Here is a 22,878-nt window from a genome sequence, read left to right as displayed (position 1 = left end):
GTAGGGAAAGGACACCTACTGCCTACTGCCTACTGCCTACTGCCTACTGCCTACTGCCTACTGCCTACTGCCTACTGCCTACTGCCTACTGCCTTACCTGCGGCTTCCCAAACCGCGCCGTCGCCGCCAGCAACACGGCGAGCATCAGCCCGTTGAAGACATGCCAGAGGAAATGCGTGCCGAGCGGGAAGCTGGCGCAGACCAGCGGGTCGATCATGCGGCAGAGGACCGAGACGACGAAGATCGCCGACCCGGTCAGATTGTACCAGCCGGCCCGGTTGCCGGTGGCCGCCACCCACGCTCCGAAGAAGGCGAGCGCCAGGAAGGGCGGCAGGTAGCCCGTGGTGCCGTTCGACGCCTGGCGCAGCCAGTCCGGCACGGCGAAGGCGATCAGGCCGGCCACGGCATAGAAGGCGACGAAGACCAGGATCGCCTTGCCCCATTCCATGCCGAGGAAACGCCGCAGGTTGAACAGCGTGTAGGCCAGCGTGAAGCCGGCGATCGGCAGGATGTCGGCCCAGATCGTGCCTTTGCTGGCGAAGGTGTGGAAAAGGGTCGAGCCGATGCCGATCGCCACCACCCACCAGGCCAGCACTTCGGCGAAGGCGCCGGTCTTGTATCGCCGCACCTGCTGGACGCCCCATAGTCCCGCGGCAATGAAAGCCAGGTTGGTCAAAGCATTAGCCGGCTCGGCCCAAAGTCCAGGCCCCGTCCGTTCGCAATAGAGATCGACAGGGGTCAGGAGAGTTTGCCACATGGTGAGGATGCTGCTCCCGAATCGAACCACGCCTTGAAATGCAATCGCCTCTCCTATTGCGCCCTTACCTGCGGCTGCAACAGCAAAAATTTCACCGCAACGTGACTTCCCGTTGACTGGCGCTTCTGCCACATATTTTAGCAATCAGAACAAGGCCGGCGTCACCGGCGGGAATTGGAAAAGTCATGGCATTTCGAGGACGATTGCGGCTTGCGGCAGTAGCGCTGGCCCTTACGGCGTTGGGCGGCGTGGCCCTGGCAGCCGAGCCTGAGAAGGCCGCGACCGGCAAGCCTCAAGCCGACAAGCCTTTGGGCGTGGTCGAATTGTTCACCAGCCAGGGCTGCAGTTCCTGCCCACCGGCCGACGAGTTGTTTGCCGAGCTCGCCGGCAAGGACGACATCGTCGCGCTCGCCTACCACGTCAATTACTGGGACTATCTCGGCTGGCAGGACACGCTGAGCACCAAGGAGAACACCGAGCGCCAGTATGACTATATGCGGGCCTTCGGCAGCCGCTCGGTCTACACGCCGCAGGCCGTCATCAACGGCCGCAGCCACGTCAACGGCGCCAGCCGCAAGGATGTCGACGGCGCCTTGGCGCGGATGGACAGGACCGGCGAGGGCATGCGGGTCGCCATCAAGGTTAGCCGCACCAGCGACCGTGTCGTGATCGACGCGGGCGATGCCGGCAACGGCCCGACCGACGCCCATCTGGTGATCGTCTATTTCGATCCGCCGCAGATGGTGAAGATAGGCCAGGGCGAGAACAGCGGCCGCAGCCTGACCTACTGGAACGCCGTTTCCGACATCCAGACCGCCGGCATGTGGCACGGCAAGGCGCAGCGTTACGAATTGCCGATGACCGAGATCGCCAAGAAGGGCGGCTGCGCGGTGCTGCTGCAGTCGGTTGGTCAGGACGGCATGCCCGGCCCGATCCTCGGCGCCGCCTTCATTCGCAAGCCCGACCGGCTTTAGCTCCCGCCTTCTAGCAATTGGCTTCTCGTCCGCTCGCGCGCGGACCGCTTCTCACCACAAGGCAGGGCAATCTTTGGGAGTTCGGATAGCCGGCATGCCTTGATCGGCGTGATTGATCGGCCGAAGACCTGATTGCCACGTGGTTCCCCCAATCCGTCGCTGCTTCGCAGCGCCACCTTTCCCCCCTCCGGAGGGAAAGGAAGGGAGCGTTGCTGGACGAGCATTGACGGCAAAAAGCTTGGCGCCTTTCCTCTACCCCGTCGATCGGGGGAGAGGTGGCTCGGCGAAGCCGAGACGGAGTGGGGGTCGACCAGCGCTGCATAAGACAATGCATGCGCCAAGCTGCCATTCACGCTATCGCCAAGACCAGCCGCTTGGAAATGTGTGCATGCCGTAGACAAGGGTGAAGGAAAACAAAAAACCGGCGTCAGCTTGCTTCTGACGCCGGTCATTCAGGTTTTGGGATCGTCGCACCTGATTTTTCCAAGGAAAAACCGAGGTTGGTTCGATCCGACGCTGACCCGTGGGCGGGGGGCTTGGGGTTTACGAGCCGGTGCCGGACCGAACCGTCTCAGGCAACGCCGGTAAATTCGTCGGACATTGGGGCATGAGCGCGGATTATTTGTGGCGAGAATGTGGCAGAGCATCACCAATTCCAACATGTGTTTCGCAAACGTGACTGGACGTTTGGGAAACCGCGCGACCATCGGGCCTGCTTAGCCAGGCCTTGCAATTCGACCGCGAAAGCGCGAACCTTGGCCGGCGCATGATTCAATCGAAGGATCGAGGCATGACCGATCACAGCAGCGGGACGGAGGATGGGGAAGCATCCGGAATATTGATCCCGTTGCACGAGGCGCGCAACGCCCGCCTCGACCAGCCGGTGCGATTCGACCGGCGCGAGCTCGACCAGATTCTGAGGCTTTACGGACGCATGGTGGCGGCCAATGAATGGCGCGACTACGCGATCGACCACCTCACTGATCGCGCTGTCTTTTCCGTCTTCCGCCGGGCCAGCGAAGTGCCGCTTTTCCAGATCGTCAAGGACCCCAGGCTGGCACGCCGGCAAGGCGCTTTTGCCGTCATCGCCGCAGGCGGCCGCATCCTGAAGCGCAGCCAGGAACTCGGCCGCGTGCTTGGCGTGTTCGATGCGAAGCTCAAGGTTGTCGAGGCGTAGTCCGGAAAGAGGAATTGAGGAACTGGAGAAAGGGACTCTGAATACCCTTTCTTCAATTGCCCCAACTCCCCAGTTCTTCAATTCCCCTTGAGCCTTTCGCGAAACTTCCGTTCCGGCAGCGAATTCGGATCGGGCGGCAATTCCGCGCCGCCATTCAGCGAAAGCTGCATGAACACCGTGTCCAGCCAGCGTCCGTGCTTGTAGCCGGATCCCTCCAGACGCCCGGAATGGCGGAAGCCGAGCTTCTCGTGCAGCCGTACCGAGGCGCTGTCCGCGTGGCCGTCGCCGATCACCGCGATGATCTGGCGGAAGCCCGCCGCGCGCGCCATCTCGATCAGCGCCTGCATCAGCAGGAAGCCGACGCCCTGCCCCTTGGCCTCCGGCGCGACATAGACCGAATCCTCGATGACGAATCGGTAAGCGGGGCGGGGCCGGAACGGCCCGGCATAGGCATAGCCGAGCACGGCGCCGTTCTTCTCGGCCACGAGATACGGAAAGCCGCCGGCCGCCAGAGCGTCGAATCGGTCGCCCATTTCGGCGCGGCTGGGCGGCTCCAGCTCGTAGCTCGCGGTGCCATGCGTGACCGCATCGGCATAGATTTCGGTGATTCGGTCGAGGTCGGCCGCGGTGGCGGCCCTGATCGCAACATTGCTCATAATTTGTGCAGTTCTCTTTCCTGCCTCGATAACAGCAGAGGACTGCGCAAAAAGAAAGGGCGGCCGTTGGGCCGCCCGTCGCAAAGTCTATGGTCCACTGAGACCGGGTAACCGCCTTTAGGGCAATTCCAGGAAAAGTGTGCGCCGTCCGGAATTGCGTCAAACAAGGAGATAGAGTGGTTCGCCGTTTCCGTGAAACGGCGAACTGCTCTAGCGGCGGTCGCCCATGAACTGCAGCAGGAACATGAACAGGTTGATGAAGTCGAGATAGAGGCGCAGCGCGCCCATGATCGCCTTGCGGCCGGCGACGTCGGCGACGTCACCTTCGAAATACATCTCCTTGATCTTCTGCGTGTCGTAGGCGGTGAGGCCGGCGAACACCAGCACGCCGATCGCCGAGATGGCGAAGCCAAGCGCCGACGACTGCAGGAAGATGTTGATCAGCATCGCGATCAGCAGGCCGATCACGCCCATGATCAGGAACGAGCCGAACGCCGACAGGTCGCGCCTGGTCGTGTAGCCGTAGAGCGACAGGCCGCCGAAGGCCGCGGCCGTGGCGAAGAAGGTCTGGGTGATGCTGGTGCCGGTGTAGACGAGGAAGATCGTCGACAGCGACAGGCCGACAAGGCCGGCATAGACCCAGAATGTGGCCTGCGCCGCGCCAACGCTCATCGACTGGATACGGAACGACAGGAACATCACGGCGGCGAGCGGCGCCAGGATGACGACCCAGCGGAACGCGCTTGCATAGATGAGCTGGCCGAAGGCGGTCAGCTGGCCGTCGCCGGTGACGGCGAGCTGGAAGGCGCCCCAGGCGGCAAGGCCGGTGATCAAAAGGCCAAGCCCCATGAGGTTGTAGACCTTGATCATATAGGCGCGCAGGCCCTGATCGATATCGACGCGCGCGCCGGGGGCGGCGGACGTCTGGTAGTTGCGAATGGGATCAGCCATTGGAAATCCTCTGTTGCTTCTGCCCCGTCCGGTGACAGGTCCGCTCGGAGCGGTCCAGGGACCAGGCGCCGCTGGCGGAGCTCCAGCATGCCTAGCGCGAAATATGATGGTTCTTGACGTCAAGAACAAGACGGTAACGGGCCGTAACGCTTTGTGAGAAGGCAAAAGGCCGGTTTTCGGGTCTTCCGGGCGGCATTCTTACAAAGATTTAACCGAGCGGGCGGCTCTCGGCCCTCCGTCAGAGGTTGCGCAGTACCGGCGCTGCCCTGTGGCCAAGCACCCGCCAGGTGCCGGCAAGGCCGATTCCGACGGTGACCGCCAGCGAAACCAGGATCGTCGCCACCGCGACCTCCGGCATGAAATGCGACGGCAGCGTCATGATATGCGCGACTACGAACCAGGCGGCGATGCCGCCGGCGGCAAGCGCGAACAGCGCGGTCGCGAGGCCAATCAGCACATATTCCAGCGAGAAGGCCGTAATCAGCGTCCGCCGCGTCGCGCCGAGCGTCTTCAGCACCACCGCGTCGTGGATGCGCGCCCGGTTGCCGGCGGCAAGCGCGCCGGAGAGCACCAGCACCGAGGCGATCAGCGCCACGCCGGCGGCGGCGCGGATCGCCGTGCCCAATTGCGCGACCAGCCGGTTGACGATGTCGAGCGCGTCTTTGACGCGGACCGTCGTCACCGCCGGAAAGGCGCGGGTGACGGCGTTGAGCAGCCTTGCGTCGTCGGCCGTGCCGGCTTGTTTGTCGGTCAGCGTCGCCAGCCAGCCATGCGGCGCCCCGGCAAAGGTGTTGGGCGAGAAATCCATGACGAAGTTGATGCCCATCGTCTCCCATTGCACCTGGCGGAAATTGGCTATTTTCGCCGTGACGTTGCGTCCCAGCACATTGACGGTGACGGTGTCGCCGAGCTTCAGCCCGATCGCCTTGCCTTCCTCGGCCGAGAACGACACCAGCGGCTCCCCGGAATAGTCCTGCGGCCACCACGCACCTTCGGTCAGCGTCGCGTTCTCCGGCTGTTTCGCGTCATAGGTCAGGCCGCGGTCGCCGCGCAGCACCCAGGCGCCGTCGGCCGGGATCTTCACCTTGTCGACGTCGACGCCGTTGAGCGCCATGATACGGCCGCGCAGTATCGGCACCTTGACCAGTGTTCCCCGAGGCGACTCCTTGCCGACGAGGCTGGCGAAGGCGTCGACGTCGCTGCTCTGGATATCGACGAAGAAGAAGTTCGGCGCCCGCTCCGGCAGGCTGCCGGAGATCTGCCGCCTGAGATTCCCGTCGATCAGCGCCAGCGTCACCAGCAGCGTCAGCCCGAGGCCAAGCGACAGCACCACCGAGGGCGTCAGCGCGCCCGGACGGTGGATGTTGCCGAGCGCCAGCCGCAGCGAAACGAAACGCACGCGCGGGCTTTTTTTTGCCGCCCACTGCACCAGCATCGCCACCAGCCGCAGCACCAGGAAGGCGAAAACCGTGGCGCCGACGAAGATCGAGGCGATGCGGTAGTCGTTGGCCGAGAGGATCGCCAGCGCCGCCAGCGCGACGACGATCGCCAGGGCAGCGCCCGTATAGGGCAGGCGCGGCAGGCCGCGGCTCTCGAATCCCATTTCGCGGAACAGCGCCGTCGCCGGCACGTCGCCGGCGCGGCCGAGCGGCAGCAGCGCGAAGGCCAGCGTCACCAGCAGGCCGAACAGTGCGGCCATGGCAAGCGCGCCAGGATAGAAGCCGCCTTGCGCGGGCACCGGGATGACGGACTGCAGGAGCGCGCTCGCCACGAACGGCATCGCGGCGCCCAGGATCAGCCCGAGCACGATGCCGAGGCCCGCGATCAACAGGATCTGCACCAGATAGACGGTGAAGACGAAACCGCCCGAGGCGCCGAGGCTCTTGAAGGTGGCGATGACGCCGCGCTTGCCGTCGAGATAGGCGCGCACGGCATTCGCCACGCCGACGCCGCCGACCACCAGCGCCGTCAGCCCGACGAGCGTCAGGAACTGCGAGAAGCGCTCGATGTTGGCTGAGAGCGCGGGTGCGGCGTTGCTGCGCGTGCGGATCGACCAGCCGGCCTGCGGGAAATCCTTCGCGGCCTCGGCCTGGATGTCCTTGATCCGGGCCTCGGACGCGCCGTCGGGCAGCCGCACCTTATAGGCGTTCTCGACTAAGCTGCCGGGCTGCACCAGGCCGGATGCGGCAAGGCCCTCGCGCGAAATCATCAGCCGTGGCGCGAAACCGAAACCGTCCGACACCGCATCCGGCTCGCTGACCAGCCTGGCCCGCAACTCGAAAATGGCGCTGCCGAGCTTCAGCCTGTCGCCGATATGAACATTGAGCCGGTCGAACAACAGGTCGGGCGCGGCGGCGCCGAACACGCCGGACCTTTCGCCGAACAATTGGTCCTTCGGCAGCGCCGGATCCGTCTCCAGCGCGCCGTAGAGCGGATAGGCGTCGTCGACGGCCTTTGCCTCGACCAGCGCCTGGTCGGAGCCGTCCTCCAGCCGCGCCATCGAGCGCATGCCGGAAGTCAGTGAGACCGTGCCGAGGCCTTTGATGAAGCCGAGCTCGGCATCCGAAGCGCTGCGCTGGTTGACCTGGAAGCGCAAATCGCCGCCAAGCAGCGTCTGGCCCTGATTGGCGACGCCGGCGGAAATCGCCTGCGCCACCGAATTGACGCCGCCGATCGCCGCGACGCCGAGCGCGATGCATGCAAGGAAGATCATGAAGCCGGACAGGCCGCCGCGCATCTCGCGCAGCGAGAAGCGGATGGCGAGCTTCAATGTCCGCATCAGGCGGGAACCTTCACGGCTTTCGGCGCGTCCTCGATCCGCCCCGAGCGCATCGAGACCTGCCGCGCGCAACGCGTGGCAAGCGCCGGGTCGTGCGTCACCAGCACCAGCGTCATGCCGCGTTCCGCCGCCTTGGCGAACAGAAGATCGGCGATCTGCTTTCCCGTCGCCTGGTCGAGATTGCCGGTCGGCTCGTCGGCGATGAGGATGCGCGGCGACGGCGCCAGCGCCCGGGCGATCGCCACGCGCTGCTGCTCGCCGCCGGAGAGCTCGCCCGGATAGTGCGTCACGCGGTCGCTTAGGCCGACGGCGGCGAGATCGCGCGCGGCGACGCCGAACGGGTCGGCATGGCCGGCAAGCTCGAGCGGCACCGCGACGTTCTCGAGCGCCGTCATGTTGGGAATGAGATGGAAGGACTGAAAGACGATGCCAATGTTTCGCCCACGAAACGATGCGATCTGGTCCTCGCTTTTGCCGTTGAGCAGCTCACCGGCGATCTGGACGGTACCCGAATCGACCCGTTCCAGGCCGGCAAGAACCATCAGCAGGGTTGATTTGCCCGAGCCCGACGGTCCAACGATGCCGGTGGCTTCGCCGGCCGCGACATCGAGGCTGACGCCTTTCAACACGTGGACGGAGGAAGCCCCCTCGCCGAGCGTCAGCGATACGTCCCTCAGCGCGATGACGGCTTCTGTCACAATGAAAGTGCCCTATATGTGGAAAAAGGAGACGGCCCGTGTCTCTTTCCTTGGGTTGTTTCGGTCATATGGGGCTCGCCGCATGGCATTCAAACACCGTTTTGCCGCAGCCCTCATGCTTTTCCTCGCCGTTTGCGGCGCCATTACGCCGGCGCGCGCCGCCACCTTCACCATCGTCGGCTTCGGCGACAGCCTGATGGCAGGCTTCGGCCTTGGCCCCGGCCAGGGTTTCACCGACAGGCTGCAGGCGGCGCTGAAGGCTAAGGGCCTCGACATCACCGTCGCCAATGCCGGCGTCTCCGGCGACACATCGAGCGGCGGGCTGGCGCGGCTCGACTGGTCGGTGCCGGACGGCACCAGCCTCGTCATCCTCGAACTCGGCGCCAACGACATGCTGCGCGGCGTCGCTCCCGACATCGCCGAGAAGAACCTCGACGCCATGCTGGGCAAGCTGAAGCAGCGCAACATCCCGGTGCTGCTCGCCGGCATGCGCGCCGCGCCCAATCTCGGCGCCGACTACCAGAAGACCTTCGACGCCATCTACCCGAAGCTTGCCGCCAAATATGCCGTTCCGCTCTATCCGTTCTTTCTCGACGGCGTCGCCGGCCACCCCGACCTGCAGCTGGAGGACGGCCTGCACCCCAATCCGAAGGGGGTCGACGTGATCGTCGAGCGCATCCTGCCCACCGTCGAGAGGGCGATCGCCGACAATGGCGGCCCGTCGTGAGTCCAAAACGCCACGGTTTCCGCTGGGGAAACTTTGTGGACAACAAAGCTCTTGCCCCGCGCTTATATCGATGATTCGCTAGGGACGAGAGTTTCGATTCGAGGACAGGAGGCTTCACATGCCACGTCTTTTCACCGCCCTCGAAATTCCGCGTGATGCCGCCCTCTCTTTGTCCCTGCTCCGGGGCGGGTTGCCAGGAGCGCGCTGGATCGACGTCGAAAACTACCATCTGACGCTGCGCTTCATCGGCGATGTCGAAGGCCATGTCGCCGACGAGATCGCCAACGCCCTCGACCGGGTCGACCGCCCCTCTTTTCAAATGACGCTCTCCGGCGTCGGCGCCTTCGGCGGCAAGAAGCCGCATGCGGTGTGGGCCGGCGTGTCGGCTTCGCCCGACCTGGCGGCGCTGCAGGGCGAGATCGACCGCATCTGCCAGCGGCTCGGCCTGCCGGCCGACCCGCGCAAATTCTCGCCGCATGTGACGCTGGCGCGCCTGCGCAATGGGAGCCCGCTCGATGTCGCGCAATATCTTTCGGCGCGCGGCAATTTCGCTGCGCTGCCCTTCCGCGTCGGCCGCTTCGTCCTGATGTCGTCGCGCGATTCGGTCGGCGGCGGCCCCTACATCGTCGAAGAAGCCTGGCCGCTGGTCGGCGAAGCGCTGGCCTCGAGCCGCTTCGCCAGCGCCGCAGATGCCTCGCGGATCATGCGATAGACCGAAGCGAAGGCCTCGGCGCCGTCGTAATAGGGATCCGGCACGTCCGCGGTCTTTCCCGTCGCGAAATCCAGATAGAGATGGACCCGTTCGCGCGCGGTCACTGGCGCCAGCGCCTTGAGGTCACGCACATTCGCCTTGTCCATGCCGAGGATCAGGTCGAAGCGCGAAAAATCCTCCGCCAGCACCTTGCGCGCCCTCTGCCCTGAAATGTCGACGCCATGCTTTGCCGCCACCGCGACAGAGCGTGGATCGGGCGCGGAGCCGACCTCCCAGCCGCTGGTCGCGGCCGAATCGAGCACGATGCGCCCGGCCAGCCCGCGCTCGGCCAGCACGCTGTGGAAAACGCCCTCGGCAAGCGGTGACCGGCAGATGTTGCCGAGGCAGACGAACAGAATGGATTTTAAGGGCTTTTCGCGCATCGATCCGGCAGGTTTAAATCTTTGCTTTCATGCATGTCGTCACCCCAAAACCGCCGCGCACTTTTGGGCGACATGCACTATGGTGCAGGCCATTTTCGAATAGCACAGGGACCACACATGAACAGGGAAAAACTGACCAAGGACGCGATCGCCACGGCTCTGGCCGAGCTCGAGGGCTGGTCGCTCGCCGCCGACGGCGCTTCCATCAAACGCAGCTTCGTCTTCAAGAATTTCTCCGAAGCCTTCGCCTTTATGACGCGCGTGGCGCTGGCGGCCGAAAAGATGGACCATCACCCGGACTGGTCGAATGTCTACAAGACCGTCGACGTGACGCTGAACACGCATGACGCCGGCGGCGTGACGGCGCTGGATATCGAGCTGGCAAAGCGGATGAACCGGTATTTCGGCTGAGGGCGAAAAGACTCGCCTTTCTTCGTCATTCCAGGCGAAGCAAGGAGCGAAGCGACGCCCGCAGACCCTGGAAGACGATGGGAGGGATGCCTCGGCCAATCGCAGAAACTAGGCGATCGCCAGCCAGGTCACCGCTGGCCAGCATCCCTTTCCGATTTTCCGGCCAAGCAACCGCCCAAACTCTTGTAGCAGCCCCCCGCTTTCACCACATCTTTCGCGGCGGGTTGGCACGCATGGGTTGCGAGCGGCCGCCAAGGAGCGACTGATGACGCAAGGTACCGGTTTCGATTTCTTCGGCTTCGGCGACAAGCTTGCCGGCGAGGGCGAGGTCCGCGAGAAATTCTGGCGCACCGCCAAGAAGGCGGCGCGGCAGATTCCGTTCATGGACGAGGTGGTCGCCGCCTACTATTGCGCCATGGACAAGGACACGCCGATGCGGGCCAAGGCAATCCTGCTCGGCGCGCTGGGTTATTTCGTCCTGCCGTTCGATTTCATTCCCGATTTCGTTGTCGGCCTCGGCTTCACCGACGACCTTGCCGTGCTGACCGCCGCGATCACCGCCGTCAGCGCCCATATCACGCCTGCCCACAGGCAGGCCGCCAGGGACGCGCTGGCGGACAAGAACTGATCTCGCCTCGCCTCACGCCCGTAAATCAGCGCGTGCGAAAAGACAAACTCTTGCCGTTTTCGTGGCATCCAACTCCGCGCCGGGACGTCGCGCCGGCCTCAATCCACAGTGGCGGCGCGGATGGTGGCGGTTTCCTGGGGTGAGTTCCTTTTCTTCGAGGACAATTCACCGTTTGGTAACCCTGATTAAATCAAAATGAAGCGACGGCAGGACGCCACGCGGCCCGCCTCCGCACCATTTGGAATACGGGAAGAACGATGCGCGGATTGATTGCTATAGTTTCCAGCCTGGTCCTGGTGGCCTCGGCAGTGCCGGTGTTGGCGCAACAGGCCACCAAGATCGGCCAGCACAATGCCTGGGGCACCTACAGCTATCAGTCGGCCGCCGGCAAGGTCTGCTATGTGCTGACCGTGCCCACCGACAAGCAGCCGGCGACGCTCGACCATGGCGACATGTTCTTCTTCGTCAGCCAGCGGCCCGGACAGCAGGTCTCCTACGAGCCGCAGTTCATCGCCGGCTACAACTTCCAGGAAGGCTCGAAGGCCACCGTCACCATCGACAAGAAATCCTTCTCGATGTTCACCCGCGGCAAGTCGGCCTGGGTCGAGAACGCCGCCGAAGAGCCGGTGCTGATCGCAGCCATGAAGACCGGCTCCGACATGAAGGTGCAGGCGAAGTCCGGCCGCGGCAACCCCACCTCCTACGTCTTCTCGCTCAAGGGCATCTCAGCCGCGCTGTCCTCGATCGCCAAGTGCAAATAGGCAAGAGCCACAAACCGCCAAACGACGAATGAACTGACGCAAGGCCGGGCCATCAGGTCCGGCCTTTTCCCTTCAGCTTGCCTTGTATCCGTGCCGGTTCGTCTCGGCGGGCGGCGTCGGCGAGGCACGGCCGGGAATTCATACCCGCGGCCAATCGCCCGGAAAAATTTCGCGGCCGACGGAATAGTTTCCCGCCAAGCCCGGTAGATAGCGCAAAGAGGAAGAACACGTTCTGACGCGGCCCGTCATTTTCAGGGCCGCGCCGGAAACAGGGAGCGGCGGCAAGCACTGGGGATGAGTGTCTTTCAGGGCTTGCAGTCGGGAGGAGCACGCTCCCAGCCGGCCCAGCGGTTGCCTGTCCCCCTGTCCCTGACCGCTGGGCCGCTTTTCGCGCCGGCTTTGGCTGGACAGCGCAGTAAGGTAGGCCCGGCTTGCGCCAACACGGGCATGAGACGGGCGGCATGAGATGGGATGAAAGCGAAGTTCGACGTCATACCGCATCTGGAGGATCTGTGGCGTTACGGCAGAGTGCTCACCGGCAATGATTCCGACGCCGATGACCTTGTGCAGGAATCTCTCGCCCGTGCGTTGTCGATGGCCGGCAGCTACGATCCCTCCCGGCCGCTGCTTCCCTGGCTGATCAGGATTGTCCGCAATACCTTCTTCACCGGTGCCAGTCAGGCCGATGCCGACAGGCGGCGCCTTGCGTCCATCGCCGACATGTCGGATGCCGCCTCGCCGCCGCCGCAGGAGCACAGCGCCGAACTTTCCAACGTCGGCAGGGCCCTCGCCCGGATGCCGACCGACCAGGCCGAAATACTGCACCTGGTCGGCGTGCTGGGTTTTACCTATTCCGAGGCGGCCGAACTTCTGGGCGTGCCGACGGGAACCGTGATGTCCCGTCTCAGCCGGGCTCGCGCTGCCTTGAAGCACAACATGGAAAATATGGATGACGGAGCTTCCCGTCATCTGAAGATCATTGGAGGGCGTGATGTGGCCCGATAGTCGCGTTTCCGAGCAGGATATCGGCCGCTTGCTGGATGGCGAGCTGTCGCCGTCGCAGCGATCCGAGCTGCAGGCCCGGCTTGCCCGCGAGCCGGAACTGGCAGCGGAGGTCTTTGCCCACGCGCAACGCATGGATGCGTTGCGCGATTCCCAACCAAGGCGATTGTTTCCGCCCGGCGCGACCGTCGACAAGGCGAGACAGCTGGAACAGGCGCTTCGCCGCAGGCGGATGTTCGCGATGCTCCGACTTCAAGTCGCCGCCGTCGCGCTAATCGCGATCGGATGGTCGGCCAACTCGCTGACCGTGCCGCTTCGCCAGGGCGGCAAGACGGCGGATGAAACCTTCATCCTGGCCGCGCGGGATGCGCTGCGCGTCGCGCAACTCAATGCCGGTCCCGAAAAGGGCGTCGAGCTCAAACAGGATAAGATCCAGCGGCTGGTTGGCGCCGTCAACGTCAGCATGCCGACGCTGCCCTCGGCATGGGTGGTCAAGGATGTCCAGGTGCAGCCCTGGAACGGACAGCAGAGCCTGGTCGTGACGGCCGATACACCAAGCGTCGGGCGCATCACACTTGTGGCGGCACCGATGAACGGCGAGGACGCCGTTCCCCCGACGCCTGCCACCGACGGCCGCGTGCCGACGGTTTACTGGCAGTCTGGGGGTACCGCCTATGCGCTGATGGGGTCCGCCGCGCCGGATCGGCTCGAAGTGGAAGCAAAGCAGATCGAGGTCGCCACGCGCCGGAGCGTCGCGCCCAAGACAAGAGGCTGATCGCGGCCGCCGGCTGCCGGACAAGGGAGACAGAATGCACGCGAAGCTGGAATTCACGATCCGCCGATGCCGCATGCCGTCGGATAAGTCCGCGCGATGAAACTCCTGCCGTTCGAAAGGAGATACTATCCGTCCACCTGTCCCGTTTGCGCCGGAGTGGCCCTGGAAGCCGAGGTCATGCTCCGCAAGGTGGAGTTCCAGTGTGCCGCCTGCGGGCCATTCGAGATCACCTCCGCTGCTCGCACCGCGATGAAGGGCCTGTCGCAGGAGCACCGCCGATTGTGGCTGTCGCAAGCGCGGCTGCCGAATTCGACCGTCCCCCTGATTGCCTGCGCGAACGAGATGCTGTCGCAGGTTACCGGCTCCCCAGGTGACCCGGGAAGGTGACCCGGGAAGCGCTGCGCGCGGGCGCTTCCCGACGTCCCGGCATCTCGGCTTGGAGGTTGCCGGGCCGTTTTCGCGCAAGAAGAGATGAGCACGGCTTCATCGACCAGGGACTTATTTGCGATGCGCAGATTGGAAGACTACGAGGAAATCGCACTGATCGGTTATCCTTGCGATGGAGAATACATCGCCGTGATGGCGAATGGCGGGCAGCGGAACTGGCTGCTCGGCGGCGAGCTCTGCGAATGGAACGGCGCCATCCTCGCCGATCAAGCCGCTGCCTTGCTCCGATATTATCCGCGGGGGTCGCGCCTCGTCCTCGTTACGATCAAAGGTGACAACCTCGTTGCGATCCGGGACTGCGACACCGCCACGGGCCCGGCAAAGTCGCAGGCGACTGCGAATGCAAAACCGGGCGAAGGGCAAGCCGGTCCGGCCGAGGACGCGCGGCTCGCCGATTTTCGCGCCGCGGCGATGCTACGCGATTCCGCGTCCATGTCGTTCGACCCGGCCACCGAAATTGCGCTGTCGACGATCGCGGCGCGCATGAAGCTCGGACGCATGGAATTAATCCGTGTCGCGCTTCGCGAGTGGCTGGCGATGCGTGCAGCCATGCGCTTCCCTCCAGACGAAGGCGCGCCATATGGCTCACAGGCACCGGACGGTTTCGGCTGACCGCATCGCGCTTCGAGTTACCGCCGAGCAGCCATGCCCCAGGAATCGCCCGCCGACAGGTCCGCTCTCGATCTCTATGAGCCGATCGATGTCCTGAAACCCGTCGCTCCCGATCTGTGGATCGTGGATGGACCACGGATCGGCTTCGGCGTCGGACCGTTTGAATTTCCTTTCACCACCCGCATGACGGTCGTGCGGCTTCGCAGTGGCGACCTGATCCTGCATTCGCCCGTCGCGCTTGCGCCCGCGCTCCGGTCCGCGGTCGAGCTTCTGGGGCCAGTCCGCTTCCTGGTCGCGCCGAACTCCCTTCACTACTGGTGGCTGCCCGATTGGAAGGTCGCCATGCCTAGGGCGGAGGTTTTGGCCGTGCGCGGCCTGCGGGAACGGGCAAAGCGTCCTATCGCCGTGGACCGGCTGCTGGTGGGGCGCGCCTCGCCCTGGCCCGCTGAGATCGACCTTTTGGTCGTGCGCGGCGACGTCCTCACCGAGGCCGTGCTGTTCCATCGCGCATCGCAAACGCTGATCCTCACCGACCTGATAGAGAACTTCGAGCCAGGCCGGATTCATAGCTGGTTTCTGCGATTGCTCGTCAGGCTCGCCGGCGCGATCGATCCGGACGGCAAGGCGCCGATCGACATGCGGCTGAGCTTCTTTCGCCGTCGTCGGGCCTTGCGGGCGGCGGTTCGCCAGATGCTCGCTTGGCAGCCGGAGCGCGTCATAATCGCGCATGGCCGATGGTATGACAAAGACGGCGCCGCCGAACTCAGGCGCGCGTTCCGTTGGGTTTTGTGACGACGACCCACCTTCGAAGCGCTACGCCTTGACTGCTTCGCTCGTCTCCGCGCGCCGCCGCCGGATCGCCTCGGCGATGAAGACGCGCGACAGCGCGTGATAGAGCGGCTCGTGCGAGATCAGCCGCGCCGTGCCGTAGCCCAGCACCGCAGCGCACATCAGCGCGATCACATTGTCGTGGTTGCCGGTCATTTCGAGGATGATGACGAAGGCCGTCATCGGCGCCTGCACGACGCCGGCGAAATAGCCGGCCATGCCGAGCAGCGCCGCGGTTCCCGTGGCCGCGCCGAAGGCGAGGCCGAGCGTGCTGCCCAGCCCGGCGCCCACCGCCAGCGACGGCGCGAAGATGCCGCCCGGTATCCCCGACACCATCGACAGCAGGCCGGCAGCGAATTTCTCGACGAAGAAGAAGGCCGGCAGCGGCGTGCCTTCGATCGCGCCGCGCGCCTGCGTGTAGCCGGTGCCGAAGGTCAATCCTCCGGAGGCGATGCCGATCGCGGCCACGGCTAGGCCGCAGACAGCCGCCACGACCAGCGTGCGCGGCAGCGGCTGCAGCGCGTTCCAGCGCCGTATGCGGCGCATGACCTTCAGCGCCAAGAGCGAGAACAGCGCGCCGACACCGCCGCCGATGATGCCGCAGGCCAGCACCAGCGGCCAGTCGGCGGCGAAGGCGACCGTGTCCTTGGCGACGCCGAAATAGGTGTAGTTGCCGATGAGCCCCAGCGAGGCAAGGCCGGCAAGGATCACCGCCGTCAGCACCAGCCCGTTGGTGCGCGATTCATAGGCGCGGCCCATCTCCTCGATGGCGAAGACGATGCCGGCGAGCGGCGTGTTGAAGGCCGCCGCGATGCCGGCGGCCGAACCGGCAAGGATCAGGCCCCGCGCCTGCGCCATGCCGCCCCAGCGCGCCGCCTGCAGCATCAGCGAAGCGCCGACTTGCACCGTCGGGCCTTCGCGGCCGATCGAGGCGCCGCAGGCGAGGCCGACGATGGTGAGCGCGATCTTGCCCGCCGCCAAACGCAGCGACAAAATGTGGCTGCGGTCGTCCTCGTCGCGCAGATGCCGTGCCGCGATCGCCTGCGGAATGCCGCTGCCTTGCGATCCCGGGAAGAAGGAATGCGCCAGCCAGGCGCAAAGGACGAAACCGAGCGGCGTCACGACCAGCGGCAGATAGAAGCGCCAGCCGCCGTCATTGCCCGTCATGAGATGGAACAGGGTTTGCGCGCGGTCGGCGAGCAATGCGAACAGGACGCTGATCAGGCCGATCGAGATGGCGCCGGCCCAGAAGACCAGACGCGGCTGCCAGACGCGCCGCGACACCCACATCGCCTGTGAGCGCCGCAGCATACGATTCTTTCGGGATATGCCGGCCATGTCCGCCCTCGTGATGGAATTCAGCCCTAGCACAGGCTGAGGGTCGATCAAGACCGCGCAGGCGTAATCGTGCATGCGCTCAAGATTGTCCCGCCGGCTCCGATGCCGGCGGGAATGTCAGGCGGGCAAGGTGGATCTCACATCGCCATTTTTTCACATTCGGCCTGGGCCTTCTTGGTCGACGTATCGATCATGTAGGCTTTGCCCTTGGCGTCGGTGATCATCATCATGCAATGCTTGATCGGCTTGGCCATCTTCATCATATCGGCGCTCATCTTGGCGTCCGGCATCATGGTGCCCATGTGACCGTCCGGCATGATCGCGGTGACCTGCCCGCCCTTCATCATCGTCATGGCGCCCATCGTGTCCTCGGCGAAGGCCTGCGAGGCGCAAAGACCGGCGAGGCCGGCAACGAGTGCGAACTTGATCGAGTGCATCAGAACAACTCCCATTGTTGAGGGGCATGGTCGCCCCTTTCAGGTTCGCGGATGCGCTTCGATTGGTTACGCCAACACGAATATGTGATCGATTTTCAGCCGACCATGGCGGGAGCCAGCTCCGTTCCACCCTGGCACAGGCGGCAGGGCTCAAAATTTGTTGACCCCTGTGCCAGTCGAAATCGCTATCACTTCGCATCGATCGGGACATAAAGCAGTCGGGTGCGGTGGGAAGGCCAGGCCGGCTGGGCCGCACGACATCGACGCCGGCTTGATCGTGGATGGCCCACAGGCGGGCGACCGCTTCCTGCACGACGGAACTGGCGGACAATTGGAACAGCATCTCTTTGCGACCGAGCGCGACCCGCGTCTCAAGCTGATCATCCCGGCAATCGTCGCCATCGCCTTCCTGATGGAGCAGCTCGATTCCACCATCCTCACCACCGCTATCCCGGCCATCGCGCAAAGCCTCGACACCACCCCGGTCCGGCTCAACCTGGCGATCACCACCTACATCCTGACGCTCGCGGTGTTCATTCCGGTCAGCGGCTGGTTCGCCGACCGGTTCGGCGCTCGAAAAATCTTCGCCCTGGCGCTCTTCACCTTCACCCTCGGCTCGGTCCTGTGCGGCGTGGCCGACAGCGTCGGCATGCTCCTGGCCATGCGCGCGCTGCAGGGGCTGGGCGGCGCCATGATGACACCGGTCGGGCGGCTGATCCTGTTGCGCTCCTTTCCGCGCAGCGGGCTGATCACCGCCATGACCTACATGACCTTGCCGGCGATCGTCGGTCCCGTCATCGGGCCGCTGCTCGGCGGCTTGCTGACCACCTATGCATCCTGGCGCTGGATCTTCTACGTCAACGTGCCGTTCGGCCTCATCGGCATCTTCGCCGCCTTGCGCTTCGTCGACGATTTCCACGGCGAGGGAGCGCAGCCTTTCGACTTCGCCGGCTTCCTCATGGTGGGGGCCGGCGCCGCGCTGCTGCAGTTCGGCCTGGAGAATATCGGCAGGCCGATCATTTCCTCGCTGGCGACCATGCTGGTGCTGGCCGCGTCGGTCCTGCTGCTGCTCGCCTTCGGCCGCTATGCCCGCCGCGTCGCGGCGCCTGCGGTCGATCTCACGCTGTTTCGCTTCCGCTCCTTCTGGGTCGGCACGCTGGCCGGGGGGCTGTGCCGCATCGGCCTCAACGGCGCGCCGTTCCTTTTGCCGCTGATGCTGCAGGTCGGCTTCGGCATGAGCCCGGTCACGTCCGGCTCGCTGACCTTCGTCGGCAGCTTCGGCGCGCTTCTAATGCGGCCGCTGCTGTCGTTCTTCCTGCGGCGCTTCGGCTTCAAGGCCGTGCTGAGCGGCAGCGCGGTGGTCGGCTCTGTTGCCGTGGCGGGCTTTGCCCTGCTCGATGCCGATAGCCCGCATTGGCTGATCGGCCTCTATGTCTTTTTCTTCGGCATCGTGCGTTCGGCGCAGTTCATGTCGTCCAACACGCTGTCCTATGCCGATCTGCCAGGCGAGAAGCTCAGCCGCGCCACCAGCCTCGGCGGCGTCCTGCAGCAGCTCAGCGTTTCGCTCGGCGTCTCGATCGCCGCCATGGTGCTCGGCCTCGTCTCCAGCCAGGCGCATGCGCCGACGGCGGATCAGTTCCATTGGGCGTTCCTGCTGACGGCGGTGATCCCGCTGCTTTCCATACCGGGGTTCTTCTTCCTGCATCCGGAAGACGGCCAGCAGGTCAGCGGCCATCGCCGCAAGGCGGAAGCCGACGCCTGAACCTGCGGGGCGCATGACTCCGTCGCCGAGCTGTGCTATGCGCCGCGCTTCCATCTGCGGCCGATGCTGAAATCGGCCGCAAATCGCTTATATTGGCGCCACCATGACCGTTTCGCTTGATCTTACCGCCGAAGGCGCTCGTGACGCCTTGCGCCGCGCAACACCGGCCGAGAAGCCGTCGCTGATCGGCCTGACCCGCGCCGAGCTCGGTGAAGCTCTCATCAATGCCGGCATCGTGCCGGAGCGTCAGGCCAAGATGCGCGCCCAGCAGCTCTGGCACTGGATGTATGTGCGCGGCGTTTCCGACTTCGCGCATATGTTCAACATCTCCAAGGACCTGCGCGCCGAGCTCGACAAGCATTTCACCGTCGCGCGGCCGGAAATCGTCGAGGAGCAGATCTCTTCCGACGGCACGCGCAAATGGCTGTTCCGCTTTCCGCCGCGCGGCGCCGGCCGTCCCGTCGAGATCGAGACCGTCTACATTCCCGAGGAAGGCCGCGGCACGCTCTGCATTTCCTCGCAGGTCGGCTGCACGCTCACCTGCTCCTTCTGCCACACCGGCACGCAGAAGCTGGTGCGCAACCTCACCGCCGAGGAGATCCTGGCGCAGCTGCTCACCGCGCGCGACCGGCTCGGCGACTTCCCCGACCGCGACACGCCGGACGGCGCCATCGTGCCGGCCGAGGGCCGCAAGGTTTCCAACATCGTCATGATGGGCATGGGCGAGCCGCTCTATAATTTCGAGGCGGTGAAGAAGGCGCTGCTGATCGCGTCCGACGGGGACGGGCTGTCGCTGTCGAAGCGGCGGATCACGCTGTCGACCTCCGGCGTGGTGCCGGAAATCTTCCGCACCGGCGAGGAGATCGGCGTGATGCTGGCGATCTCGCTGCACGCCACCAATGACGACCTGCGCGACCTGCTGGTGCCGATCAACAAGAAGTTCCCGCTGAAGGAGCTGATCGCCGCCTGCAAAGCCTATCCCGGCCTCTCCAACGCCAAGCGCATCACCTTCGAATATGTGATGCTGAAGGACGTCAACGATTCGCTCGACGACGCCAAGGCGCTGGTCAAGCTGCTCAGGGGCATCCCGGCCAAGATCAACCTGATCCCCTTCAACCCCTGGCCCGGCACCAACTATCAGTGCTCGGACTGGGAGACGATCGAGAAGTTTGCCGACTACATCAACAATGCCGGCTACGCATCGCCGATCCGCACGCCGCGCGGCCGCGACATCCTCGCCGCCTGCGGCCAGCTCAAGTCGGAATCCGAGCGCATGCGCAAGGTCGACCGGCTGGCGCTCGAAGCCATGATGATCGCGGGACACGGCGAGGCGTGAGGCGCATCATCGCCTACCTCATCCGCTTTGCCGCCATCCTGGTCGGCTATGTCGTCGCCTCGCTGGCGGCCAGCGCCTTCCTCAACGTCCTGGTCCTGGCGCATCTGGGCTACACCCCGGCCGATCCGGAGCCGACGGCCACCGCCTCGCTCTATTTCTCGGTGCCTTTCGTGGCGCTGTTTGTCGCCTATTTCGCCTTCATGCCGGCGGCGGTCGTCATTTTGATCGCCGAGGTGCTTGGCCGCCGCGACTGGCTGTTCTACGCGCTCGGCGGCGCCGTCATCGCCATCGTCTTTCTCGGCTTCGTGCACAATGTCGGCGATGCGAATTTCGATGTCACCGAGACCAACGCCAGGCTGGCCGTGATCGGCGCCGGCATGGTCGGCGGCATCTTCTACTGGCTCTCCGCCGGTCGCTGGGCCGGAAGCTGGCGTCGCGCGCCCTTGCTCGACGCGGAGCCGTGAACCCTACTTCGCCTGCGCGGTCAGGATCTTGAGCGCGAAGGCCGAGAACACGCCAGCGAACAGATAGTCGACCACGCGCGTGACGCGCGGGCTTGCCTTCATCGCCGCCGAGAACTTTTCCGCCGCCAGCACCATCGGCACCGTCACCGGGATCGACAGCATGATGAACATCATGCCGAGGAAGAACAGCTTTTCGGACGCGTTCGGATCGTGCGCGGAGACGAATTGCGGCAGGAAGGTCATGAAGAACAGGATGATCTTGGGATTGAGCAGGTTGACGCCGAGCCCGGCCGCCCAGCTGCAGAACAGGGAGACTTGCGGTCCCGTCCTCTTCTCCGGCGAGAAGGCCGAGCCCTTCGTCACTGCCTGCCAGGCTAGGAACACCAGATAGCCGGCGCCAAAAATCTTCAGGACGAAGAAGGCCATCGGCGAGGCGACGATCAGCGCCGAGATGCCGACCACAACCAGCGTGGTGTGGATCAGCGTGCCGGTGAGCGCGCCCGCCATCGAGGCAAAGCCGGTGGCGCGGCCCTGGCTCAGCGTGCGCGAGACGAACAGCGTCATGTCCGGCCCCGGCGTGATCGCCAGGATGACGGTGGCGATGGCGAACTGGATGAGCGTCGAAGTGTCGGGAATGAAGGACATGCGCGCGGCCCTGGGAGAGATCGCGCAGCCTATAACGCGACCATTTTTGCTCCGCCAGCGTCTGCCCGGGCAAACTTCTGGCCCAGCCTGTGCTGGAGCCAGGCCTCTGTTCGTCTCTTGCGCCGCCCGGAAAGGCCGTGATACCTCGCCCCGCGAAGCTCTTTTCCCGCGGAACCGCCAAAAATGTCCAAGATCAAGAACGTCAAGAAAGTCGTGCTCGCCTATTCCGGCGGCCTCGACACCTCCATCATCCTGAAATGGCTGCAGACCGAGCTCGGCGCCGAAGTCGTCACCTTCACCGCCGATCTCGGCCAGGGCGGCGAGCTGGAGCCGGCCCGTAAGAAGGCCGAGATGATGGGCATCAAGGACATCCGCATCGTCGATGTGCGCGAGGAATTCGTCGCGGACTTCGTCTTCCCGATGTTCCGCGCCAACACCGTCTATGAAGGCACCTACCTGCTCGGCACCTCGATCGCCCGGCCGCTGATCTCCAAGCACTTGGTCGAGATCGCGAAAGAGACCGGCGCCGACGCGATCGCCCATGGCGCCACCGGCAAGGGCAACGACCAGGTCCGCTTCGAATTGTCCGCCTATGCGCTCAACCCCGACATCAAGGTCATCGCGCCCTGGCGCGACTGGACGTTCAAGTCGCGCACCGATCTGATCAACTTCGCCGAGCAGCACCAGATCCCGGTCGCGAAGGACAAGCGCGGCGAAGCGCCCTTCTCGGTCGACGCCAATCTTTTGCACTCCTCCTCCGAGGGCAAGGTGCTGGAGGATCCGTGGAGCGAGCCGCCGGAATTCGTGCATCAGCGCACCGTTTCGCCGATGGACGCGCCCGATGCCGTCACCGAAATCGAGATCGAATTCCTCAAGGGCGACCCAGTCGCGCTCAACGGCAAGAAGTTGTCGCCGGCCACCATGCTGGCGGCGCTCAACGACCTCGGCCGCGACAACGGCATCGGCCGCCTCGATCTGGTCGAGAACCGCTTCGTCGGCATGAAGTCGCGCGGCGTCTACGAGACGCCCGGCGGCACGATCCTGATCGCCGCCCACCGCGCCATCGAATCGATCACGCTCGACCGGGGCGCCGCCCACCTCAAGGACGAGTTCATGCCGCGCTACGCCGAGCTCATCTATAACGGCTTCTGGTTTTCGCCCGAGCGCCTCATGCTGCAGGCGATGATCGACAAGAGCCAGGAAGACGTCGAAGGCACGGTGCGGCTGAAGCTCTACAAGGGCAATGTCATGGTCACCGGCCGCAAGTCGAAAAAGACGCTTTATTCCGATGCGCTCGTCACCTTCGAGGACGACCGCGGCGCCTACGACCAGAAGGACGCCGAGGGATTCATTCGGCTCAATGGGTTGAGGTTACGGACGCTGGCCGCGAGAAGCCGTCGCTGAAGCTGCTAATCTCCCCCTTGCGGGCAGGGGAATCGCATATGGCGTTTTTTGGGGTTGAGTTTAGGCTGAGAAAGGATTCTTTGGAGAGGCAGTCCAATGAAGGAGCGACTGCCATTTCCTGCCTTGAGAGCTACTTTGGCGCGGTGCCTGATCCCCGCGCGCCCAACGCCACGCA

General features: G+C 64.7%; 25 protein-coding genes. 16 read left to right on the top strand and 9 right to left on the bottom strand.

Annotated features, from left to right (window positions below; genetic code table 11):
• Window positions 1-85: 85 nt before the first annotated feature.
• Complete coding sequence (locus FJ418_RS11690; RefSeq protein ID WP_140865612.1) at window positions 86-757, bottom strand: ceramidase domain-containing protein; 672 nt, start codon at window positions 755-757, stop codon at window positions 86-88.
• Between the two features lie 185 nt (window positions 758-942).
• Here FJ418_RS11690 and FJ418_RS11685 point away from each other — a divergent pair, with 185 nt between their 5' ends.
• Complete coding sequence (locus FJ418_RS11685) at window positions 943-1,731, top strand: thioredoxin family protein (RefSeq protein ID WP_140865611.1); 789 nt, start codon at window positions 943-945, stop codon at window positions 1,729-1,731.
• Window positions 1,732-2,521: 790 nt separating this feature from the next.
• Window positions 2,522-2,908, top strand: coding sequence for a DUF2794 domain-containing protein (locus FJ418_RS11680; protein ID WP_140658621.1), 387 nt, complete (start codon window positions 2,522-2,524; stop codon window positions 2,906-2,908).
• A gap of 77 nt (window positions 2,909-2,985) precedes the next feature.
• Here the strand turns inward: FJ418_RS11680 and FJ418_RS11675 are convergent, their stop codons facing one another.
• The 4 genes from FJ418_RS11675 to FJ418_RS11660 all read right to left on the bottom strand — a co-directional run bounded on the left by FJ418_RS11675 (window position 2,986) and on the right by FJ418_RS11660 (window position 7,992).
• Window positions 2,986-3,564: a GNAT family N-acetyltransferase gene (locus FJ418_RS11675; RefSeq protein WP_140865609.1), complete on the bottom strand. Its 579-nt coding sequence runs from the start codon at window positions 3,562-3,564 to the stop codon at window positions 2,986-2,988.
• A gap of 210 nt (window positions 3,565-3,774) precedes the next feature.
• Entirely contained in the window at window positions 3,775-4,515 is a 741-nt protein-coding gene (locus FJ418_RS11670; protein WP_140647847.1) for a Bax inhibitor-1/YccA family protein, read from the bottom strand.
• Window positions 4,516-4,753: 238 nt separating this feature from the next.
• The gene (locus tag FJ418_RS11665) at window positions 4,754-7,294 is read right to left on the bottom strand and encodes an ABC transporter permease (protein ID WP_140865607.1); all 2,541 of its coding nucleotides are present in this window, start codon (window positions 7,292-7,294) and stop codon (window positions 4,754-4,756) included.
• On the bottom strand, window positions 7,294-7,992 hold the full coding sequence (locus tag FJ418_RS11660) for an ABC transporter ATP-binding protein (protein ID WP_140865606.1): 699 nt from the start codon (window positions 7,990-7,992) through the stop codon (window positions 7,294-7,296). The genes FJ418_RS11665 and FJ418_RS11660 overlap by 1 nt, the downstream gene beginning before the upstream one ends.
• A gap of 82 nt (window positions 7,993-8,074) precedes the next feature.
• On the opposite strand from FJ418_RS11660, the gene FJ418_RS11655 reads away from it, so the two are divergent.
• Window positions 8,075-8,719: an arylesterase gene (locus tag FJ418_RS11655; RefSeq protein ID WP_140865604.1), complete on the top strand. Its 645-nt coding sequence runs from the start codon at window positions 8,075-8,077 to the stop codon at window positions 8,717-8,719.
• Window positions 8,720-8,837: 118 nt separating this feature from the next.
• The gene (thpR, locus tag FJ418_RS11650; protein ID WP_140865602.1) at window positions 8,838-9,431 is read left to right on the top strand and encodes an RNA 2',3'-cyclic phosphodiesterase; all 594 of its coding nucleotides are present in this window, start codon (window positions 8,838-8,840) and stop codon (window positions 9,429-9,431) included.
• On the opposite strand, the gene FJ418_RS11645 is transcribed toward thpR, so the two are convergent.
• Window positions 9,338-9,853 carry a low molecular weight protein-tyrosine-phosphatase gene (locus tag FJ418_RS11645; protein WP_140865600.1) on the bottom strand — a complete coding sequence of 172 codons (516 nt, stop codon included), beginning with the start codon at window positions 9,851-9,853 and terminating at the stop codon, window positions 9,338-9,340. The genes thpR and FJ418_RS11645 overlap by 94 nt on opposite strands.
• A gap of 117 nt (window positions 9,854-9,970) precedes the next feature.
• Between FJ418_RS11645 and FJ418_RS11640 the strand changes: the two genes are divergently transcribed.
• The 8 genes from FJ418_RS11640 (at window position 9,971) to FJ418_RS11605 (ending at window position 15,281) form a co-directional block, all read left to right on the top strand.
• Complete coding sequence (locus tag FJ418_RS11640; protein ID WP_140707239.1) at window positions 9,971-10,264, top strand: 4a-hydroxytetrahydrobiopterin dehydratase; 294 nt, start codon at window positions 9,971-9,973, stop codon at window positions 10,262-10,264.
• Window positions 10,265-10,529: 265 nt separating this feature from the next.
• Window positions 10,530-10,892, top strand: coding sequence for a YkvA family protein (locus tag FJ418_RS11635; RefSeq protein WP_140865598.1), 363 nt, complete (start codon window positions 10,530-10,532; stop codon window positions 10,890-10,892).
• A gap of 257 nt (window positions 10,893-11,149) precedes the next feature.
• The gene (locus tag FJ418_RS11630; RefSeq protein WP_140658627.1) at window positions 11,150-11,653 is read left to right on the top strand and encodes an invasion associated locus B family protein; all 504 of its coding nucleotides are present in this window, start codon (window positions 11,150-11,152) and stop codon (window positions 11,651-11,653) included.
• A gap of 471 nt (window positions 11,654-12,124) precedes the next feature.
• Complete coding sequence (locus FJ418_RS11625) at window positions 12,125-12,658, top strand: sigma-70 family RNA polymerase sigma factor (RefSeq protein ID WP_140658628.1); 534 nt, start codon at window positions 12,125-12,127, stop codon at window positions 12,656-12,658.
• Window positions 12,645-13,430 carry a hypothetical protein gene (locus FJ418_RS11620; protein WP_140857993.1) on the top strand — a complete coding sequence of 262 codons (786 nt, stop codon included), beginning with the start codon at window positions 12,645-12,647 and terminating at the stop codon, window positions 13,428-13,430. The genes FJ418_RS11625 and FJ418_RS11620 overlap by 14 nt, the downstream gene beginning before the upstream one ends.
• 96 nt (window positions 13,431-13,526) lie before the next feature.
• A complete protein-coding gene (locus tag FJ418_RS11615; protein ID WP_140647858.1) occupies window positions 13,527-13,817 on the top strand; it encodes a hypothetical protein in 291 nt (96 codons plus the stop codon).
• A 129-nt stretch (window positions 13,818-13,946) separates the two neighbouring features.
• The gene (locus FJ418_RS11610) at window positions 13,947-14,489 is read left to right on the top strand and encodes a hypothetical protein (RefSeq protein ID WP_140865596.1); all 543 of its coding nucleotides are present in this window, start codon (window positions 13,947-13,949) and stop codon (window positions 14,487-14,489) included.
• A 183-nt stretch (window positions 14,490-14,672) separates the two neighbouring features.
• Complete coding sequence (locus FJ418_RS11605) at window positions 14,673-15,281, top strand: DUF4336 domain-containing protein (protein WP_246683019.1); 609 nt, start codon at window positions 14,673-14,675, stop codon at window positions 15,279-15,281.
• Between the two features lie 21 nt (window positions 15,282-15,302).
• On the opposite strand, the gene FJ418_RS11600 is transcribed toward FJ418_RS11605, so the two are convergent.
• Together FJ418_RS11600 and FJ418_RS11595 are read right to left on the bottom strand one after the other, a co-directional pair.
• Entirely contained in the window at window positions 15,303-16,655 is a 1,353-nt protein-coding gene (locus FJ418_RS11600; protein ID WP_140865592.1) for a chloride channel protein, read from the bottom strand.
• A 137-nt stretch (window positions 16,656-16,792) separates the two neighbouring features.
• Window positions 16,793-17,092 (bottom strand): hypothetical protein, encoded by a 300-nt coding sequence (locus tag FJ418_RS11595; RefSeq protein ID WP_140647862.1) that lies wholly within the window; start codon window positions 17,090-17,092, stop codon window positions 16,793-16,795.
• Between the two features lie 277 nt (window positions 17,093-17,369).
• Between FJ418_RS11595 and FJ418_RS11590 the strand changes: the two genes are divergently transcribed.
• The 3 genes from FJ418_RS11590 to FJ418_RS11580 all read left to right on the top strand — a co-directional run bounded on the left by FJ418_RS11590 (window position 17,370) and on the right by FJ418_RS11580 (window position 20,654).
• Complete coding sequence (locus tag FJ418_RS11590) at window positions 17,370-18,854, top strand: DHA2 family efflux MFS transporter permease subunit (RefSeq protein WP_246683033.1); 1,485 nt, start codon at window positions 17,370-17,372, stop codon at window positions 18,852-18,854.
• A 103-nt stretch (window positions 18,855-18,957) separates the two neighbouring features.
• Window positions 18,958-20,190: a 23S rRNA (adenine(2503)-C(2))-methyltransferase RlmN gene (rlmN, locus tag FJ418_RS11585; RefSeq protein WP_140865590.1), complete on the top strand. Its 1,233-nt coding sequence runs from the start codon at window positions 18,958-18,960 to the stop codon at window positions 20,188-20,190.
• Entirely contained in the window at window positions 20,187-20,654 is a 468-nt protein-coding gene (locus tag FJ418_RS11580) for a hypothetical protein (RefSeq protein WP_140783172.1), read from the top strand. The genes rlmN and FJ418_RS11580 overlap by 4 nt, the downstream gene beginning before the upstream one ends.
• Before the next feature lie 3 nt (window positions 20,655-20,657).
• Here FJ418_RS11580 and FJ418_RS11575 read toward each other — a convergent pair whose 3' ends face one another.
• Window positions 20,658-21,299, bottom strand: coding sequence for a LysE family translocator (locus tag FJ418_RS11575; RefSeq protein WP_140865588.1), 642 nt, complete (start codon window positions 21,297-21,299; stop codon window positions 20,658-20,660).
• Window positions 21,300-21,482: 183 nt separating this feature from the next.
• Here FJ418_RS11575 and FJ418_RS11570 point away from each other — a divergent pair, with 183 nt between their 5' ends.
• Complete coding sequence (locus tag FJ418_RS11570; RefSeq protein WP_140865586.1) at window positions 21,483-22,703, top strand: argininosuccinate synthase; 1,221 nt, start codon at window positions 21,483-21,485, stop codon at window positions 22,701-22,703.
• Window positions 22,704-22,878: the final 175 nt, after the last annotated feature.

This window comes from Mesorhizobium sp. B2-8-3 (genome assembly GCF_006440815.1).
Classification (GTDB): Bacteria; Pseudomonadota; Alphaproteobacteria; order Rhizobiales; family Rhizobiaceae; genus Mesorhizobium.
This window is presented reverse-complemented; position numbering and strand designations above follow the sequence as displayed.